19 protein-coding genes and 1 pseudogene are annotated in these 16,097 nt (G+C 47.0%); 6 read left to right on the plus strand and 14 right to left on the minus strand.

Going from position 1 to position 16,097, the window contains the following annotated elements; translation table 11 throughout:
- Positions 1-2: 2 nt before the first annotated feature.
- From AC6I8U_RS14460 to AC6I8U_RS14505, 10 genes and pseudogenes are all read right to left on the minus strand, one after another.
- On the minus strand, positions 3-836 hold the full coding sequence (locus tag AC6I8U_RS14460; protein ID WP_446568006.1) for a major capsid protein P2: 834 nt from the start codon (positions 834-836) through the stop codon (positions 3-5).
- 3 nt (positions 837-839) lie between these two features.
- Positions 840-968, minus strand: a complete 129-nt coding sequence (locus AC6I8U_RS14465; protein ID WP_498017232.1) for a hypothetical protein — start codon at positions 966-968, stop codon at positions 840-842.
- Between the two features lie 125 nt (positions 969-1,093).
- Positions 1,094-1,842 (minus strand): annotated as a pseudogene (locus AC6I8U_RS14470) (hypothetical protein).
- Positions 1,817-2,254 carry a hypothetical protein gene (locus tag AC6I8U_RS14475; protein ID WP_498017233.1) on the minus strand — a complete coding sequence of 146 codons (438 nt, stop codon included), beginning with the start codon at positions 2,252-2,254 and terminating at the stop codon, positions 1,817-1,819. The pseudogene AC6I8U_RS14470 and the gene AC6I8U_RS14475 overlap by 26 nt, the downstream one beginning before the upstream one ends.
- Positions 2,247-2,777: a hypothetical protein gene (locus tag AC6I8U_RS14480; RefSeq protein WP_498017234.1), complete on the minus strand. Its 531-nt coding sequence runs from the start codon at positions 2,775-2,777 to the stop codon at positions 2,247-2,249. Before AC6I8U_RS14480 ends, AC6I8U_RS14475 begins: the two co-directional genes overlap by 8 nt.
- Positions 2,770-3,078 (minus strand): hypothetical protein, encoded by a 309-nt coding sequence (locus tag AC6I8U_RS14485; RefSeq protein ID WP_498017235.1) that lies wholly within the window; start codon positions 3,076-3,078, stop codon positions 2,770-2,772. Before AC6I8U_RS14485 ends, AC6I8U_RS14480 begins: the two co-directional genes overlap by 8 nt.
- Before the next feature lie 73 nt (positions 3,079-3,151).
- Positions 3,152-5,044 carry a replication endonuclease gene (locus AC6I8U_RS14490; RefSeq protein ID WP_498017236.1) on the minus strand — a complete coding sequence of 631 codons (1,893 nt, stop codon included), beginning with the start codon at positions 5,042-5,044 and terminating at the stop codon, positions 3,152-3,154.
- 3 nt (positions 5,045-5,047) lie between these two features.
- A complete protein-coding gene (locus AC6I8U_RS14495) occupies positions 5,048-5,227 on the minus strand; it encodes a hypothetical protein (protein WP_479290741.1) in 180 nt (59 codons plus the stop codon).
- 1 nt (position 5,228) lies between these two features.
- The gene (locus AC6I8U_RS14500) at positions 5,229-5,411 is read right to left on the minus strand and encodes a hypothetical protein (RefSeq protein WP_498017237.1); all 183 of its coding nucleotides are present in this window, start codon (positions 5,409-5,411) and stop codon (positions 5,229-5,231) included.
- Positions 5,408-5,671 (minus strand): pyocin activator PrtN family protein, encoded by a 264-nt coding sequence (locus AC6I8U_RS14505; protein ID WP_498017238.1) that lies wholly within the window; start codon positions 5,669-5,671, stop codon positions 5,408-5,410. Before AC6I8U_RS14505 ends, AC6I8U_RS14500 begins: the two co-directional genes overlap by 4 nt.
- A gap of 133 nt (positions 5,672-5,804) precedes the next feature.
- Here AC6I8U_RS14505 and AC6I8U_RS14510 point away from each other — a divergent pair, with 133 nt between their 5' ends.
- The 5 genes from AC6I8U_RS14510 (at position 5,805) to AC6I8U_RS14530 (ending at position 10,365) form a co-directional block, all read left to right on the plus strand.
- Positions 5,805-6,410, plus strand: coding sequence for a S24 family peptidase (locus AC6I8U_RS14510; RefSeq protein WP_498017239.1), 606 nt, complete (start codon positions 5,805-5,807; stop codon positions 6,408-6,410).
- 2 nt (positions 6,411-6,412) lie between these two features.
- Positions 6,413-7,228, plus strand: coding sequence for an FRG domain-containing protein (locus tag AC6I8U_RS14515; protein WP_498017240.1), 816 nt, complete (start codon positions 6,413-6,415; stop codon positions 7,226-7,228).
- 363 nt (positions 7,229-7,591) lie between these two features.
- Positions 7,592-7,894, plus strand: coding sequence for a hypothetical protein (locus AC6I8U_RS14520; RefSeq protein WP_498017241.1), 303 nt, complete (start codon positions 7,592-7,594; stop codon positions 7,892-7,894).
- A 1,548-nt stretch (positions 7,895-9,442) separates the two neighbouring features.
- Positions 9,443-9,895, plus strand: coding sequence for a zinc uptake transcriptional repressor Zur (zur, locus tag AC6I8U_RS14525; protein WP_394154643.1), 453 nt, complete (start codon positions 9,443-9,445; stop codon positions 9,893-9,895).
- Between the two features lie 8 nt (positions 9,896-9,903).
- On the plus strand, positions 9,904-10,365 hold the full coding sequence (locus AC6I8U_RS14530) for a chemotaxis protein CheX (protein ID WP_234494614.1): 462 nt from the start codon (positions 9,904-9,906) through the stop codon (positions 10,363-10,365).
- Positions 10,366-10,437: 72 nt separating this feature from the next.
- On the opposite strand, the gene pmbA is transcribed toward AC6I8U_RS14530, so the two are convergent.
- Complete coding sequence (pmbA, locus tag AC6I8U_RS14535) at positions 10,438-11,781, minus strand: metalloprotease PmbA (RefSeq protein ID WP_498017242.1); 1,344 nt, start codon at positions 11,779-11,781, stop codon at positions 10,438-10,440.
- Positions 11,782-11,898: 117 nt separating this feature from the next.
- On the opposite strand from pmbA, the gene yjgA reads away from it, so the two are divergent.
- Positions 11,899-12,426 carry a ribosome biogenesis factor YjgA gene (gene yjgA, locus AC6I8U_RS14540; RefSeq protein ID WP_498017243.1) on the plus strand — a complete coding sequence of 176 codons (528 nt, stop codon included), beginning with the start codon at positions 11,899-11,901 and terminating at the stop codon, positions 12,424-12,426.
- Positions 12,427-12,486: 60 nt separating this feature from the next.
- On the opposite strand, the gene thiQ is transcribed toward yjgA, so the two are convergent.
- The 3 genes from thiQ to thiB all read right to left on the minus strand — a co-directional run bounded on the left by thiQ (position 12,487) and on the right by thiB (position 15,918).
- Positions 12,487-13,191, minus strand: a complete 705-nt coding sequence (thiQ, locus tag AC6I8U_RS14545; protein ID WP_498017244.1) for a thiamine ABC transporter ATP-binding protein — start codon at positions 13,189-13,191, stop codon at positions 12,487-12,489.
- Positions 13,175-14,809 (minus strand): thiamine/thiamine pyrophosphate ABC transporter permease, encoded by a 1,635-nt coding sequence (thiP, locus tag AC6I8U_RS14550; RefSeq protein ID WP_498017245.1) that lies wholly within the window; start codon positions 14,807-14,809, stop codon positions 13,175-13,177. Before thiP ends, thiQ begins: the two co-directional genes overlap by 17 nt.
- A 125-nt stretch (positions 14,810-14,934) precedes the next feature.
- Positions 14,935-15,918 carry a thiamine ABC transporter substrate binding subunit gene (thiB, locus tag AC6I8U_RS14555; RefSeq protein ID WP_498018372.1) on the minus strand — a complete coding sequence of 328 codons (984 nt, stop codon included), beginning with the start codon at positions 15,916-15,918 and terminating at the stop codon, positions 14,935-14,937.
- Between the last annotated feature and the right edge of the window lie 179 nt (positions 15,919-16,097).

Below are 16,097 nucleotides of genomic sequence, written 5' to 3' on the forward strand. Positions count from 1 at the left end.
CCTTACTTTGGTTGTGCGATAACGCCCACTTGCTCAATCGCTTCAATCAGCACGGGCACACTGCCGTGTTGTGATTTATCAAGCTCGAATTGCAATTGCTTCATTGCATTAGTTGGCAAGCGACCCTCAACGCCGAAACCAGTGCGAACAAAGTCAAGGCTGAACCAACCTACGTTTTGCTCAAGACCTGAAATCGCCAAGTCAAAAGCGTTATCCGCCTTGGTGACGTTGATTTCTTCCACGCTGTCACGCAGGACACGAACACGGTCAATAGACGAGTCTTTGAAGTGAACACGCTTGAGTGAAAACAGGGGTGAACGCTCGGCAAAGTCGAACGGGGTGCGACCTGTCGCGCTAGCGAACCAAGTCAGTGAATAGATACGTGGTAGGTAAACACGCTTCGATTGTGCGGCTGTCGTATGAGAACGAGCACGGATACTTGGCGCAGGCGTACCACCCGCTTTTGAGGCAAGCTGGATATACACAAACCAGATTTCACCTTGCAGCGTAACCAGTTCACCAGTACGAACGCCGCCTTTGGTGCGAAGGGTTAAATCCGCAAATGGGATAACGTAGCGACCTTCTTGAGTAAATTGCTTACGGTGTTCTTGAAGGTCAACCAAGTCTTGACCTGTCAGGTTATACACTTCCTTACCGTTCAGCGTGATGCGTACACGCTCAACATCGGCAGGGTCAGTAATATCAGTGACCAGTTCGATGGATTGGTAAGTTGGACCACTCACCAAGCGCAGTGTGGCTTGGTTGCCCCAATTCACACCCTCAACAGGGTCTAAATCGAGTGGGCGCGGGTTAAATGGCGTGTTTAGTAGTTCCATAGCTTAAAACCACCCTGAGTTACCATTGATTTGATCTTTGATAGGCTTGAGCGCGCCTACGTTGTTAATGACTGCCAATGCAATCAACATGACCACGATGGTCATTAGCATTGTTTTGTGCGTTGCTTTCATGTGTTTCCCCTGCTTCACAGCGTTGGAACGGTTAAAGGAGTCATTATCAAATCAGGTGGCGGGGATTTCGTCACTAAGGTTCAACCTATAGGTATAACTTTTAACCTATAGGTTGAAATGAGAGGTTAGCGGTAGTTTCGAGAGAGCCTTTTGCCCGTTTCGCAGTTCAGCGCGCCGCGCTCTAGGTTGCCAATGCCGTCACGAATAATCAGGTATTCGGCAATCGCTTTGCCGATACACTGCTTATTGACCTTGGCACTTTTGAGATCGGCAACTTCGTTAGAATGCACCCCTTTTTGCTTGGCGACCCAATCAGCATCGACGCCAGAGTTCACCGCACCGAGCCACCACACGCTTGATTGGTTTGTGACGGTTTTTGGTACCTCTTGCCCACGCTGAAAAATGGTGTGAACCACATGACCGAACTGGCGACCGCCACGAAGTAATTCACCCGTTTTGCCTTCGAGCTTGCCTGAGGTTTCCGCGCAGCTTGCCAACTCCTCAATCACCACATGCAGTTTAGGTTTATGACCATCGCCAAGCGCCCAAGCAATCGCGCTGAAGGTTTCAAGCTCGGACATACACGCGCCCTTTGCGGGAATGTAAGCCAGCTTAAATGAACACCCCGAACGGCGCCCTTGTACCGCCGCCTTGATAAACTTGGCGGGGTCAGTAAAGCCGTGGCACATTTGCCCGTGAAATTTTGACCTGCGTAGTTTCGGTACGGGTCAAAGAACAGGGCTTGTGACTTCTTGGGCACTAGCCCCATGTATTTCACCGCACTGGTTTTGCCGCTACCCGTGCCGCCAAGGTAAACCGTGTGCTCGGCGTCATGGGATGGGTTGGAGTTAATCGGGTTTACGATGAGAGTCACGCTCGGCCTCCTGCTGCTTTTTCAGTTCAAGGGCAGTGATTTGCTTTTTCGACGCCCACCACAAACCAAGGATTGCCAAGGCAAGGGTCATGATATTCATGTAATCGCCGCATTGGTCGAGCAGTGCCCCGCCGTATTGCTTGGCAACAGGGCGAGCCGCATTCACCACGCTTTGCTTGGCGCGCTCATCAAATTCAAAATCAATATCCTTGAGAATCGACACGGCTTGCTCAACCACCACAAGCCCCGTGGTGACCAGCGCATCAAACGCCTCACTGGTATCCACCTCTGGCTCAACACCTGCCGAGGCTAACGCCCCCTCTTGTGCTGACGGCTCATTGTTGAGGTTGGCAATGTACGCATCCAACTCATCAAGGTTGTCAGCGCTCGTTTCAACGGTTGAGTTACTCATGGCTATCGCCCTCCTCACTCGGTTGTGGTTTGGCTAACATGCGCTTGATGGCAAACATCAACACGACAATGACGCCAAGACAGGCAGCAACCTTGAAGATTTGCGGTTTAAGGTTCCTCTCTGGCGGTGTTGGTTCAACGCTTTCAGTGGTACTAGGCTCGGTTGGTGGCAGCACTTCGGCGGGAGGGGTTACCATAGGCGAAAAACTCTCAACGCTTTCAACACTCGACTCAACGGTTGATTCAACCGACTCTTCAACCGTTAGCTCAACCTTGTCAGATAAGGCTTGGAGCGCATCGGCGGTGTCGGCCATGTTGTCAGTGCAATAGCCGCTCACGGTTTTGCTTATTGAACTGTTGCCGCAGCTAGGGCACTTGTAATAGAGCAAGCCAAGATTGCGACCGTTCTTGACCGTCTCCCCACTATCTATCAAGCGCCCTTCCCCCACCATGTGAACGGTGGCAGTGCTGCTACAAACAGGGCACGGCACATAGCCGCGCACTGGATTTGGCGTTTTACTCATCGGTGGTCGCCTCCTCAATCACCGCATTCAACTGCTTTTCAAGCGCTTGTTTGCGCTGCGCTCGAATAACTCGGTTTGATTTGGCGACGAGTTTTGCTTTGTCGATGAGCTTTGGGTCTAAGCCAAGCATGGAAAGCGGGTCAGCGCCGCCCATAAGGACTTGGGGCGCCAGTGATAAAAGCTCACTCGGTGACAGGTCTTTGACGGTATCAAACGCCGTTTCTAACTCCGCTTCCAGTGCGTCAATGGTGTTAAGGCGCGCAAGCTCGGCTTGGCATTCATCTTTGGTCATGGTTTTCATGGTGTTCCCCTGTCTCTCGACGTTGGTTAAATTGTTGGTAAGGTTGCCCCTGATTCACATCGTTGGCAGTAAGCTAGGTGCCACCTCTGGCGGCGAACTCCTCCCACTCTGGCGAGCCAAACCTATCTAGCTCGTTGAACAGGAAAAAGTTATCAATGATTTGTTGTTGTCTTGGTGGCGAAATTTTCTGCGTACAATTATTGCCACTAGACCAAGGCGCAAGCTCCCGCTTGCTTGAAGAAGCCTCCGACAAGTCGGAAGGCTTTTTGATGAGCTTCCACTCTATCTCATGGGTGAGCACTTCTAGACCGCTTCCACGTAGCCCAATAACACGCGCTGTCATTTCGCCGTATTTGTTCTCTTTGGCTTCTTTCTTGGTGGTAATTGGGCGCATGGATTGAGGCAATCTGTGACCGCCCATGTAATCGAAAAAAGCAGAGAAGAAACCCGCATCAGCCGCACGGCGCGCCTTCTCAAAGGTGCAATATTCTTGCTCGTCGCTAATGCGTCTTAGCTCACGCCAAACGGTGACTGACGGTGTTTTTTGAAATTGAAACTGACGAAAACAGAAGGTGCGCGACCATGAGGTGACATTTTTCACCGTGTCTTGCAGCTTGGCTTTCTTGTTGTCGAGATCCGATAAATTCTCAAGCCCAAAGCCGTCTACGTTCTTAGAAATGTACTTGGCAAGATAAGCCACAGCGCCGCCTTCGGTGCCATCGAGCATCTTAGCCTCAAAGCGCGCTTTCATAGCTCGGTGTTTTGGGTCACCGTTCTTGAAATAAAGCTCATCGCTGTCACGCTGGAATTGGTACTCCTGCAGCATTCTGATAAACACGGGCATTTGCTCAAGCGGCATGAAAAACACGCCGTGCCAATGCGGTGTGCCGTCTTGGTGTGGCTCCACGACTCGCATCCCGTAATAGGTTAAGTTATGGCGCCCCGCCCATGCTCGAAAGCGATTCCAAGACATAGACAACCAAGCGTGAGCACCTTTAGGGGTGCCACCGTCCCAATGGGTGTTTTCAATCCAGTATTCACCGCGTTTGGTCAGTCGGTGAAAACGGCTTGGTGCGGTCATGGTGATAAAAATGGCGGCGTGGTTATTTGAGTCGGCATACTCCTGACAGCCAGCAATGCGGGTCATGAGTTCATGACGACGATTAACAGGGTTGGACTGTGACGACTCATGCACCTGTGACATTTCCACCACATCACCCTCAACGGATTCAATCGCCATGAGTTCTAGCCACTCTCGCTGTCGCTCTTGACGAATCTTGAGCCACTCACACGCCGAAATCGACGCATAAGGGGAGATATGCGGCGATACCATTCCCGCCGCCCTGCGCGCATTCTCAAACGCTGCAATCGTCTGTTTGTCGATAGCTCGGCGCCATACGCCCTCATCAAGCAAACGGGCAAGGATGGAATAAGCCTCATCTTCATCGTTGGCGACTTCAAATTGAGGCATCCAAAGACAAGCCCCAACATATTCATGAATGCGTTTAATCGCATCAAACGCCGTGCCGCCTGTTTTGGCGACAAGTTCAAAGTGAAAACTTGCGCGCCCTGAAAGCTCAGTAGCAAGGCGAGCACGTTTTAACTCTGTGTTGATTGTCCAATATGGCTCTGGCAACACGCCAAGTGCAGACGATGCCGCCGCACTGCGCGACTCAATGAATTGCAATGCGCGCTTAAAGCCGTACTTGCGAAAACGAACCGCTGACGCTTTATCAAGGTAGTTGCGAATGTCATTAGGTAGCTTGAACTTGTTAGCGACTTGATGAGCGAACTCAAACACACGCTCTTTAGGAGTGGCACCACATAGCGGTTGATGCTTTTCCGCTACCATCGCCAAGTGAGGCGCCGTGGCTTGGTTTTTCACCACATACGTTGCAAGCTCCTGACGCAGATTAGTCGGGAGCTTAGTCAACGGGTTATTGGAGGTCTTGCCGATTTTCTGCATTGATTAACGCTTAGTCCAAGTCAGAGGGTTAACGTTGAGTTTGCGAGCTCGTGGGCGGTTCAAGCCAAGCTCAGAGCGTAGCTTTTGAACCATACGCGCTGACTTTTCACTCTTGTCAGGGTCGAAGTTGGCGCACCCCGCCATATCGGGGCACGGCAAATGAATGGGGTCAGATACTTTCATGTTAAGCCTCGACGCTTTCCATGAGTTCAATTGCTTCCTCAAGCTGAACCAAAACACCTGAAAGATAGTTGTCCTCATCAACATCGTTGTAAGGGCACATATGGTCCTCGATAACCTTGTGCAAGAGCTTGGCTTCTGTTGAGTGAGAGAAATCTAGGTTGATACCGTGTAGTGGAGAACTCATAGCGCACCTCCGTTTACTGACTGCCAATCGCTCGTTGCTTCAGCGTGGCGTTGGTCGATGTACGCTGCGAGATCTTCAATTTTGATTAGTGATGGGCTGCGCTCAGAATCGCGCAATTTGAAGGTAGGAACGGGGAAGTCACAAGCCTTAGCTCGCTGCTCTGCCGTTTTGGGTGTGATGCCGAAAAACTCTTGGCATACCTGCTTTAGTTCAACTGTAGGGCTTTCAAATCGCGCCAATAGTGCAAAATTTGTGTTCATATTTCCTCCATGTTGTACACTTGAGGTAACTAAAGTTAATTCGCAACTCCTCAAGTTTCCTCAAAAACGATTTGAGTTAATTATGAGGAATTATTTCTACATTTCAACCTACTTTTGAAGAATTGAGATAATTATGAGTGATTTTGAGTTAAGTTTGAGGAAACTTAAAGAAGTTACGAATACCTCTACAAACGCAGAGCTGGCAAAGGTTTTAGAGATATCACCCAAGACAATCTACACATGGCGAGAGCGCCAAAACATACCTGAAAAAATCTTTCTGAAAGCTAGACAGTTATCACAGAAAGCAACCACATTGCCTATGGGTTACCTAGAACTAAAGTTCTTTGATATTGAGGTCAGCGCTGGACACGGAGCGCTTGTCGAGAAAGAAGAAGAATCAACCGCGATGGTGTTTAGCGAAAAGTTCTTGAGGCAAGACTTGGGCTACAACCCTGCAAACGTGTTCTTAATGCCTGTTCGTGGTGACAGTATGAGCCCCACGTTAAAGAATCAAAGCATCGTAATGGTCAACCGCGTCGACGGCTTCTCTACAGATGGAATTTACGTCTTTAGATACGATGGTCGGTTGATGGTTAAACGGCTCCAGTTCTTACCAAATGGTATTAAGGTCGTGAGTGATAATACGGCTTATGAACCTTGGGAGCTCGGTAAGGAAGATATCAAGAGCGCTGATTTTGAAATCATTGGCGAAGTGGTTTGGTCTGGACAGAGAATGTAAGAATGCGACTAATACACGATACAACAAAAAACATCTTTTGCTCAGAGGAACCTGTCCAAAACATATCTCAATTCATTGAACTGATAGAGCAAGTGGATGACACCCTAGGTAACTCACAGCACTGGTTTAGGGGCGTTACTAATAAAACTTATAATCTTGAACCCACCGCTACCAGAGATGAAAATTGGTCTTATGACCACATGGTAGAAATCACGTATATTCATGAGTTTATACAGCGAGCTCGAAGTGTAACAGACAAGCTCCATGACGAATGGACTTGGTATGCTATCTGCCAACACTATGGAATGCCTACTAGATTACTTGATTGGTCACAGAGCGCTTTGACTTCACTATTTTTCGCCATTGAAGATGACAATGGGCACGATTCGGCAGTATGGATACTAGATCCTCACATGCTCAATGACCTATCCGTCAATAGTGAATTGGTTTTCTGTACAGACAATGTTGCTCAAACAGACTTAGATAGAGAAATTACCAATAAATATAAAGTAGGAGCAGAAAACTTACCGATGTATCCGCTCGCCGTAAGTCCTCCTCATAACGACCGAAGGATTAGCACTCAAAAGGGCTGCTTTACCATTCACGGTAGTCAAAAGGATGCCTTTGATAAATTATCGTTAAAAGCTGAGCAGCCTTTTTTAGCAAGAATTGATATAGATAAAGAAAGAAAAAAGCATATCAGATGTCAGTTAGATACTTTAGGCATTGATACCTTTACTATTTACCCTGATTTAGATGGTCTCGCGAGAGCTATGAAGTGGAATTATTCTCAGAACAGGTTGATTCTCGCACAATAGAAGAATCACTCTTTGGTACCCCTATAGTACCCCTCACTTTATCAGAACGCTTGTCTATCAGCAGTGCACATCCAATCGAGCATGGGAGCGACAGAGAGTCTAGATGATGGGTACATTTTACAATACTCCTTTAGTATCAGCATCTTAAGGCAAATACCACAAAGGGGCATTGCAACATTATCTGTCTTATTTGAGCTTATTTTAGCACCGAGGGACAGATAGGGGACGAAATAGGGGACATGCACTGTCCCCTAAAAATACCATTAAAGGCGGCGGATTATAGCTATCTAAGGACATAGCTTCAATGCTGCTGAGCAAAAGTAAATCACCTCTAAAGCAATCTATCCAACGCTAGAGGTAAACATGGCTACAATCAACATCGAAAAAGTCGCACGTAAATCAGGGGTCAAATATAAAGCCAGAGTAAGAGCTTCACGGCATAACAAGCGAGTATTCGAGAAATCTAAAACATTCGACAAAAAATCCCTCGCACAAGCATGGGCTGACGATGTCGTAAAAGGACTAGAGGACAATGGCATACCATCGATAGACATGCCTAAACAAAGTATCCTCATCGGAGACCTGATTACCTTGTATCTTAACGATCAGATAACTTCAAAAGATCTCGGTCGCTCAAAAGCAGCGGTATTACGCATTCCGCTATAAAACGACAATCATCGTCAAGAAAAAGCAGGCAATCATACACAGAGAGTCAAAGACTTTCAAAAAGAAAGAGCATGTTCGTACCTAAGGTAAGAAACGCCTATCCGACATTGAATGGAACGGCGTAAATAGTACCAAAACAGTCCCCCTTTCGGTACTCCTCGATAAGTTCATGGCGGATAAGGGATTATGGATTATGGATTATGGAGCAATACTGGACGAGTTAAGTGCTATGTAATCAAGATGCGCAGGTACTAAACCTGCAACTATTTATCATGATTTTGCTTACCTCGATTCAGTGATGAAGGAGGCTTAACCCGTGTTGAATATTGAGGGGGAGTTCCGTTGCTTGGGGAAGGCAAATTCTACTAAAGGTAAATGGCCAAAGCCTTTCTTTTAATACTCACCCCAAACTCTATATTTCTAACAGTCCAGTCTACGGAGAATTATTAGCTGACGTAGGACAGTATCGAATAGAAGCTACTGTATACTTGAACTCGCAGAATGAATCAGATTCTTTCACTGATTTTGGTTGGCAATATGGTACGGAACAGGACTTTCGATTCTAAGATAGCTTTGTTGCTACGCTTGAGTATCGCTCAGTGATGATCGATCTTGATGACACTTTGAATACATGTGAGGCTGCTTTAATTGAAGGGTCGTCGTTACCCATCAAAATTTCTATATGTAGCCTAATTTACTAGGCTACTTTCGAACAACAACCAAGTAACTGTAAATCAGGCATTTAAAAAGCGACTAGTAGGAAGCAACTAAACGTCACTTCAATCACCAAGCAATAAACTATCCCCTTATATGGTTACATTGCTTCGCTATGTGTCTTCACATATGAAGCAAATCCTATTTGCCTAAAAGATCCTCACTGACATTAACACTACCATAAAGCTTGAAATCTAAGCCCAGAGTACTTGAAAGATACTGCTTTTTAGCGCATTGGAAAGTCGGTTTGAATTGGATAAAGAAGGTAAAAAAATGCCAGCTATTGGGAGACAATAACTGGCCAACTAGATTGCCTGTAATAGGAGTCCCTTGCCCACTGAAGTAGACTGAAAACCCTCAACTTTGTAAGGTTTAATTTAAGGTAACTAAAGCGGCATGGCCATGCTGAATTGTGCCTTCTCTCATGGTTATTTTTGCATAAGCATCTGACATTAAATGAGTTAGGAATTAACACAACTTCAGACTAACAAACAAAAAAACGCCAGTTATTGGGAGACAATAACTGGCAAAAAGATCGCTGCAATAGGAGTTCCCTACCAACATAAGAGTTGGCTAGAAAGACCCTCAACTCCATAAGGGGTAACTTAATATTATAAAAATGCCGAATATTAACTATGCTGAGTTATGCCTTGTTTCAGGCTAATTTTTGCCGAGCAATAAAGCTCTTAGGTAATCGTTTAATAAGTCTTGCCAGTTGTATTTAAGTGTTGGGGGAGGGCAACCAGGAACGGCGGCAAAAGAAACGATTTTGAGTAACGATCTCTTCCTTAATTTAGTATAAAATGCACAGAAGTCGCTAAGATAGGTGGACATGTGGATCAGAAGCTAATCAAACAACTAGAAGATATTTGCTCGGCACGAGGAGTTCGTTTAACACCTCAGCGAAAGCGTGTGTATGAACTCATTTGTGAAAGTAACAAGGCGTCTAGTGCTTATGAATTACTTGACCTGTTAAAAGTGAGTGAACCACAAGCGAAACCGCCAACAGTCTATCGCGCTTTAGACTTCCTTTTAGAACAAGGATTTATCCACCGAGTTGAATCTACCAACAGTTTTGTCTCTTGCTGTTCATTTGGTGAGCATAAACACTACTCGCATCTGCTGATTTGTGACAAGTGCGGTAATGTCGTTGAACTACAAGATGATATTCTGATAGCCTTGCTTAATAGCAACGTTGAAAAACATGGCTTCCAATTGTCAAACCACGTTATAGAAACTCATGGCACATGCCAGACGTGTTTATCATTGGAAGAGCAGAATAAATAGAAGAAGTTATGCGCGCTGAATTTGTAAATCCGTTTTTAGCCTCACTGATGAACGTGCTAAAAACGATGGCTTCAATGGAGATCAAGCCACTTAAGCCAAGAATTAAAAAAGACGAAATCGCTCGTGGCGACGTCTCTGGTCTAATCGGTATGGTAGGGAATCAAACCCGCGGCTCAATGTCGATTACCTTTGAAGAGGGATTAGCCCTCGAGATCATGCAAAACATGTTAGGGGAAAAACCCCACGGCTTAAACGAAGAAGTCACCGATATGGTGGGTGAAATTACCAACATGGTAACAGGCGGAGCGAAGCGTATCCTCGCGGAAAATGGCTTTGACTTTGATATGGCAACACCCGTAGTCGTTTCAGGCAAAGGACATACCATTCGCCACAAATGCGATGGCGCGATTATCCTCATGCCATTTACCTCTGAATGGGGTAATGCCTTTATTGAGATCTGCTTTGAGTAATGCTCAAAATCGGAATGTTAAAAAGGGCGTCATTGCAAAATGACGCCCTTTTTCTATCTGGTTGTCGAGTGGTTATTCACCTGCGACTTTCATTGACTCAAGCAAGATAGAACCGGTTTGGATCTGTGAGCGAGTTTCGACATCATTGCCTACCGCTACGATCTGTTTGAACATCTGAGCAAGGTTTCCGGCTACGGTAATTTCAGAGACTGGGTACTGGATTTCACCATTCTCAACCCAGAAGCCTGCCGCTCCACGAGAGTAATCACCGGTGACGATGTTCACACCCTGCCCCATTACTTCCGTGACCAATAAACCGGTACCAAGCTGTTTGAGCATGGTATCAAAATCTTGCCCTGTCGATTTCACAAACCAGTTGTGGATACCGCCCGCGTGACCGGTTGGTGTCATCTTCATCTTACGCGCTGCATAGCTTGTTAACAGGTAGGTCGCTAATTTGCCATCGGTAATGATATCCATGTCCTTAGTGGCAACGCCTTCGTTATCAAACGGGCTTGAAGCCAAACCGCGCAGTAGGTGCGGTTTTTCTTGCACCGAGAACCAATCTGGCAGAATCTGTTCGCCCAGTTTATCTAGCAAGAATGATGACTTACGGTAAAGGTTACCGCCACTGATGCCCATCACTAGGTGACCAATCAAACCAGTTGCCACATCGTTGGCAAACAGCACTGGGTATTGACCCGTTTTGACTTTTCTTGGGTCTAGACGCTCAACGGTTTTCTTTGCTGCCTTCTCACCAACAGATTCTGGTGTCCAAAGATCATCACGGTGACGCGCTAGCGTATAGCTGTAATCACGCTCCATATCACCATTTTCACCCTGACCAATCACGCTACAGCTGATACTGTGACGGCTAGAGGTATAACCCGCTAGCAAGCCGTGCGAGTTACCGTAGACTTTTACACCATAATGACTGTCATAGCTGGCACCATCGCTTTGTTTAATCTTATCGCTATATGCCAACGCTGCTTTCTCTGCGGCAATGGCTTTTTGTGCGGCGGTATCCGGGTTAGGCTCATCAGGGTGGAACAAATCGAGATCTGGTATATCCGTTACCATGAGTTCTTTCGGCGCAGGACCTGCGAAAGGGTCTTCTGAGGTGTACTGAGCAATATCCAATGCCGCAGCAACGGTCTGCGCTATCGCCTTCTCACTCAAATCGGAAGTAGAGGCACTGCCTTTTTTCTGTCCGCGGTATACGGTAATGCCAAGTGCACCGTCACTGTTGAATTCTACGTTTTCAACCTCGCACATGCGAGTGGATACGCTAAGACCTGTACTCTTGGTGATCGCAACCTCTGCAGCATCTGCACTTACTGAAGCCATATCTAACGCTTTCGCAACTGCTGCTTCTAGCTCAGCTTTTTGCTGGGCGACTTGCTCTCTTACGTCCATATTTATCTAATTCTTTGCCAATAACTTTGTCTAGAATAACAAGGTTTTCGCATTCTCCCCAGATTTCTTGCTAAAATAGCGGATATTCGTAATGAGATAGTGATATAGGCAGACATCATGGCCCGCAAAAATCAGAAAGCGCCTTGGGAAGAGGAAGAAGAGATCATTTGGGTAAGTAGAACCGAAATGAAAAACGACATGGAAGAGTTACAAAAACTCGGCGAAGAGTTGGTTGATCTAAAACCTGCTGTGTTGGATAAATTCCCACTAAGCGAAGATCTGAGAGAAGCGATCGCAGATGCGCAGCGCTTTAAGAACGAAGCTAAGCGTCGTCAGCTGCAATACATTGGTAAGCTAATGCGCACCGAAGATCCTGAGCCAATTCAAGCCGCTCTTGATCGTGTACGTAACAAGCACTCTCAATCTACTGCAGCTCTGCACAAGCTTGAGCAATTGCGCGACCGCATCATTGCAGAGGGTGATGAGGCAATTGCAGTAGCAATGGAGCTTTACCCTGAGCTTGACCGTCAGCGCTTGCGTCAACTTGCTCGTCAAGCAAACAAAGAGAAAAAAGCCGGGAAGCCAGCAAAAGCATTCCGTGAAATCTTCCAGATGCTGAAGCATGAAGAAGAGCAAGAGTTCTAAACGTTAGGCTCATCGTGATATCAAAAAGGCAACGGAGTGATTCGTTGCCTTTTTGTTTGCCTAATGCGCAGCTTGTACAAATGCCGCTAATGCTTGGTTAGGGTGCGTTGAGGTTAATTCTTCTATCTCCCCGATTACCTCGATTTTACCATTGGCAAGATAGGCAAAACGATTGGCAATAGCACGCGCGTCACTAAGATGATGCGTCACCATAATCACCGTTGCCTGTTTTTCTGTTGCCAAGTCTTGCACCACTGTCAGCATCTCTTTGCGAAGGATGGGGTCAAGAGCGGAAAAAGGCTCATCCAAAAGCCAAATAGGATGCGGCTGCACAAAACAGCGCGCAAGGGCGACTCGCTGTTTTTGACCACCTGAGAGCTCTGAGGGTAAGCGAGTTAACATCTCCCCTAACCCTACCTTTTCTGCTGCACTGACCACCGTAGCTTTATCAGAACTAGTGAGCTTAAGTGCTGAGTTCAGCCCTAAACCAATGTTGTCGAACACCGTCAAATGGTCGAAAAGGTTGTGCTCTTGAAATAACATAGAGAGGGGCCTTTCATGAGGCTGCAAAGACGTAATACCCCGCCCCTCGACCTCAATATCGCCAGATTCTGGCTGACAAAAGCCAGAGACCAAAGCCAATAGTGTTGACTTGCCAGCCCCGCTTGGACCAATAAGGGAAACAATATCGCCGCGTTGTACCTCGAGCGAGAAATGAAACCAATCACTGTGGTAACGATAGGCGACGTTATTTAGATTCAGCATGACGAGAGCTTTCCTGACGTTTAGTTTGAGATGTGACGGTATGGGAGAACGAGGCTCGATTCAATGAGTCGGTGAGTGAAAAAATACCAATGCTGAAAGCAAATAGTACCAGTGACACCACCGCTGCGGCTTCAAGCTGGTAGCTACCCATCAACTGATAAAGGTAAAGCGGTAAGGTGTTAAAATCTTGGCTGCCAAACAGTGCAATAACGGTAAGGTCACCTATAGACAAAATGAAACTGATGGCAAAAGCATGCAGTATCGGTGCACGAATAGCACGCCATTCCATCAACCAGAACCGACGTAATCCTTGCATGCCTAAGCTCTGCCACAATGGATAGTACTGAGTCGCAATACGCTGCATCGGTTGATTTAGGGTTTTGATCACATAAGGTAGTGCCATCAGGGCATTAACCAGCACCACGATGCCAAACGCCAAGCTAAATACGTTCGTCATGCCTCGCAGCATCAAGAAGGTTGCTGTACTGAGCACTAAGGCGGGTGTGACTAAGATAATGGTACCAATGAGCTCAATGCCATCGGCGCGGCGCGGCTGAGACTTGAGCCTGAGCACACGGGTGGTCGAGAGCAAGATAACGCCCACCAGCAGCGAGATACACGCTGCAAGTATAGCCACTTGAATAGACGTGCTGACGGCACTCCAAAAGCGTGGGTCGCTAAGCACGCCCGTCAACTTTGAGTTCAATCCACTAAGCACAATAGCGAGTATAGGAGGGATAACGAGCATTAGGGTTGCCATGATCCAAATGCTATCCCAACTCTTTTTCAGCAGCGTGTCTTTGGGCTGTAGGCTTGGTTTAGTGCGAAAATTACTCTTACCCGATACCTGTTTGCTAAAGCGTCCCACCAGCATCACTAAAGCGGCGCATATGCCCATCTGCCACAGCGCTAGCACGGCGCCAGTCTGTAAATCAAAATCAAACTTTATCGCTTGATAGATGGCAAGCTCGATGGTGGTCGCCTGTGGACCTCCCCCCAACGCCATTACCGTGGCAAAGCTGGTAAAGCACAGCATGAAGACCAACCCAATGACATGGGGAAGATGCGATTTGAGCCTTGGCCACTCCACTAAACGAAAACATTGCCAACTGTTCATACCAAGATGAAGCGCCAGTTTACGCTGCTCTTCCGGAACGCCTTCGATGGTCAGTAACAACAGACGTGTAGCAAAGGGAAGATTAAAGAAAACGTGCGCTAGGAGAATTCCGTTTAGCCCATAGATGGAAAAAAGCGCCGAGCCATCATTCAACCACCTTGAAATGATGCCTTGATTGCCATAGATGGCAACAATACCAAACACACCGACCAGAACCGGCATCACTAAAGTGGTAGCAAACAACTTGAGCAGCCACTCTCGTCCCCAAAAATGGCGACGGGAGAAAGCATGAGCGACAGGCACGGCTAGCCCCACGCTCAATAGCGTAGACAGGCTTGCTTGCCAAAAACTAAACTTGGCAACGTGCTGATAATACGGGTCAGTAAAGAGAAGACCGATATTACTAATCGAAGAGTATGACAGCAGTGTCCACAGGGACGCTGATACATACACAGCGATAAATAAGGCGACCACTAAGCCAGCTTTAGGGGTTTGAATCACAGTTACCTCAATGGAAAGTGGATGCCTGAAAAGTCACTCTAGAAATAGTGAAAACAACATCATCGATTAGTGAAAATCGCTCACCCTCTATACCTGTGCACGGAGGGTGAACGTATTTCTGGGCGTTACTTGATCAGCGCAGCTTGCCACTCACGAATCCAAGCTTTGCGATTGCTTGCGACTTCATCTGGTAAGAACGACAGAGCTTTCGCTGGAACAGTTAGGTTTTCAAACCCTTCTGGCAGCTTACTATCTACAACAGGGTACATCCAGTTTCCAGTTGGGATGTTGGATTGGAAGCCGTCCGATACAATGAACTGCATAAACTCATCGGCGAGTTTATGGTTTTTACTGCCCGCTACTTTCGCTGCAACTTCAACCTGAGTGTAGTGCCCTTCAGCAAAGTCAGCCGCGACAAAGCGATTATCTTGTTCAGCAATAATGTGATAAGCCGGCGATGTGGTGTACGACAATACAAGATCCGACTCGCCCTCTAGGAACATCGAATAAGCTTCTGACCAACCCTTAGTCACCGTCACGGTTTTCTTCGCTAGCTGCTGCCATGCCGCACTAGAATCGTCACCGTAGACCGACTTCATCCAAAGCAATAAACCTTGTCCTGGTGTGGAGGTGCGAGGGTCTTGGTAGATAACCTTTAGGTCATCACGCTGCTCGACCAGTTCCTTGAGGCTCTTAGGTGGGTTAGTCACTTTCTCTTTGTTGTACACAAACGCGAAATAACCGTAGTCAAACGGGACAAAAATATCATTGCTCCAACCGTTTGGTAGTGACACGGAAGACAAGTCTGCGTTGTGCTTCTCGAGCAAGCCTGATTTCTTCGCTTCACTCATCAAGTTGTTGTCCAACCCCAGCACCACATCGGCTTGTGAGCTACTGCCTTCTAGACGCAGTCGATTAAGGATCGAGACACCATCGTCAAGGGCAACAAAGTTTAGATCACAGCCACATTGTGCTTCGAATGCTTTCTCAATCGCAGGACCAGGTCCCCAGTCAGAAGCAAATGAATCATAGGTGTAGACCGTCAGCGTATCGGCTGCGGCAAGATGAGAGGTCGCAAGAAGTGCGGTCGCTAGAGCGACTTTGGTGATTGAGTGGTTTTTCACTGGTTCTGTCCTTAGTTATTGTTGTCAGATCCAGAAAAAATGTCGGAACGTTCTATAGCAACAAAAAACTATTGAACGCGATGCGATGGACAGAAATAACAGTCACCAGACACCATGATTCAAACCAAGTGAACATGCTCAGTGAGTATTGCAGCCTCATCCCT

This window comes from Vibrio sp. KUL80, assembly GCF_059725495.1.

Excerpts from the sequence above, each read along its gene's own strand:
- AC6I8U_RS14460 (WP_446568006.1), bottom strand. The coding sequence starts at position 836 with ATGGAACTACTAAACACGCCATTTAACCCGCGCCCACTCGATTTAGAC.
- AC6I8U_RS14465 (WP_498017232.1), bottom strand. The coding sequence starts at position 968 with ATGAAAGCAACGCACAAAACAATGCTAATGACCATCGTGGTCATGTTG.
- AC6I8U_RS14475 (WP_498017233.1), bottom strand. The coding sequence starts at position 2,254 with ATGAGTAACTCAACCGTTGAAACGAGCGCTGACAACCTTGATGAGTTG.
- AC6I8U_RS14480 (WP_498017234.1), bottom strand. The coding sequence starts at position 2,777 with ATGAGTAAAACGCCAAATCCAGTGCGCGGCTATGTGCCGTGCCCTGTT.
- AC6I8U_RS14485 (WP_498017235.1), bottom strand. The coding sequence starts at position 3,078 with ATGAAAACCATGACCAAAGATGAATGCCAAGCCGAGCTTGCGCGCCTT.
- AC6I8U_RS14490 (WP_498017236.1), bottom strand. The coding sequence starts at position 5,044 with ATGCAGAAAATCGGCAAGACCTCCAATAACCCGTTGACTAAGCTCCCG.
- AC6I8U_RS14495 (WP_479290741.1), bottom strand. The coding sequence starts at position 5,227 with ATGAAAGTATCTGACCCCATTCATTTGCCGTGCCCCGATATGGCGGGG.
- AC6I8U_RS14500 (WP_498017237.1), bottom strand. The coding sequence starts at position 5,411 with ATGAGTTCTCCACTACACGGTATCAACCTAGATTTCTCTCACTCAACA.
- AC6I8U_RS14505 (WP_498017238.1), bottom strand. The coding sequence starts at position 5,671 with ATGAACACAAATTTTGCACTATTGGCGCGATTTGAAAGCCCTACAGTT.
- AC6I8U_RS14510 (WP_498017239.1), top strand. The coding sequence starts at position 5,805 with ATGAGTGATTTTGAGTTAAGTTTGAGGAAACTTAAAGAAGTTACGAAT.
- AC6I8U_RS14515 (WP_498017240.1), top strand. The coding sequence starts at position 6,413 with ATGCGACTAATACACGATACAACAAAAAACATCTTTTGCTCAGAGGAA.
- AC6I8U_RS14520 (WP_498017241.1), top strand. The coding sequence starts at position 7,592 with ATGGCTACAATCAACATCGAAAAAGTCGCACGTAAATCAGGGGTCAAA.
- AC6I8U_RS14530 (WP_234494614.1), top strand. The coding sequence starts at position 9,904 with ATGCGCGCTGAATTTGTAAATCCGTTTTTAGCCTCACTGATGAACGTG.
- pmbA (WP_498017242.1), bottom strand. The coding sequence starts at position 11,781 with ATGGACGTAAGAGAGCAAGTCGCCCAGCAAAAAGCTGAGCTAGAAGCA.
- yjgA (WP_498017243.1), top strand. The coding sequence starts at position 11,899 with ATGGCCCGCAAAAATCAGAAAGCGCCTTGGGAAGAGGAAGAAGAGATC.
- thiQ (WP_498017244.1), bottom strand. The coding sequence starts at position 13,191 with ATGCTGAATCTAAATAACGTCGCCTATCGTTACCACAGTGATTGGTTT.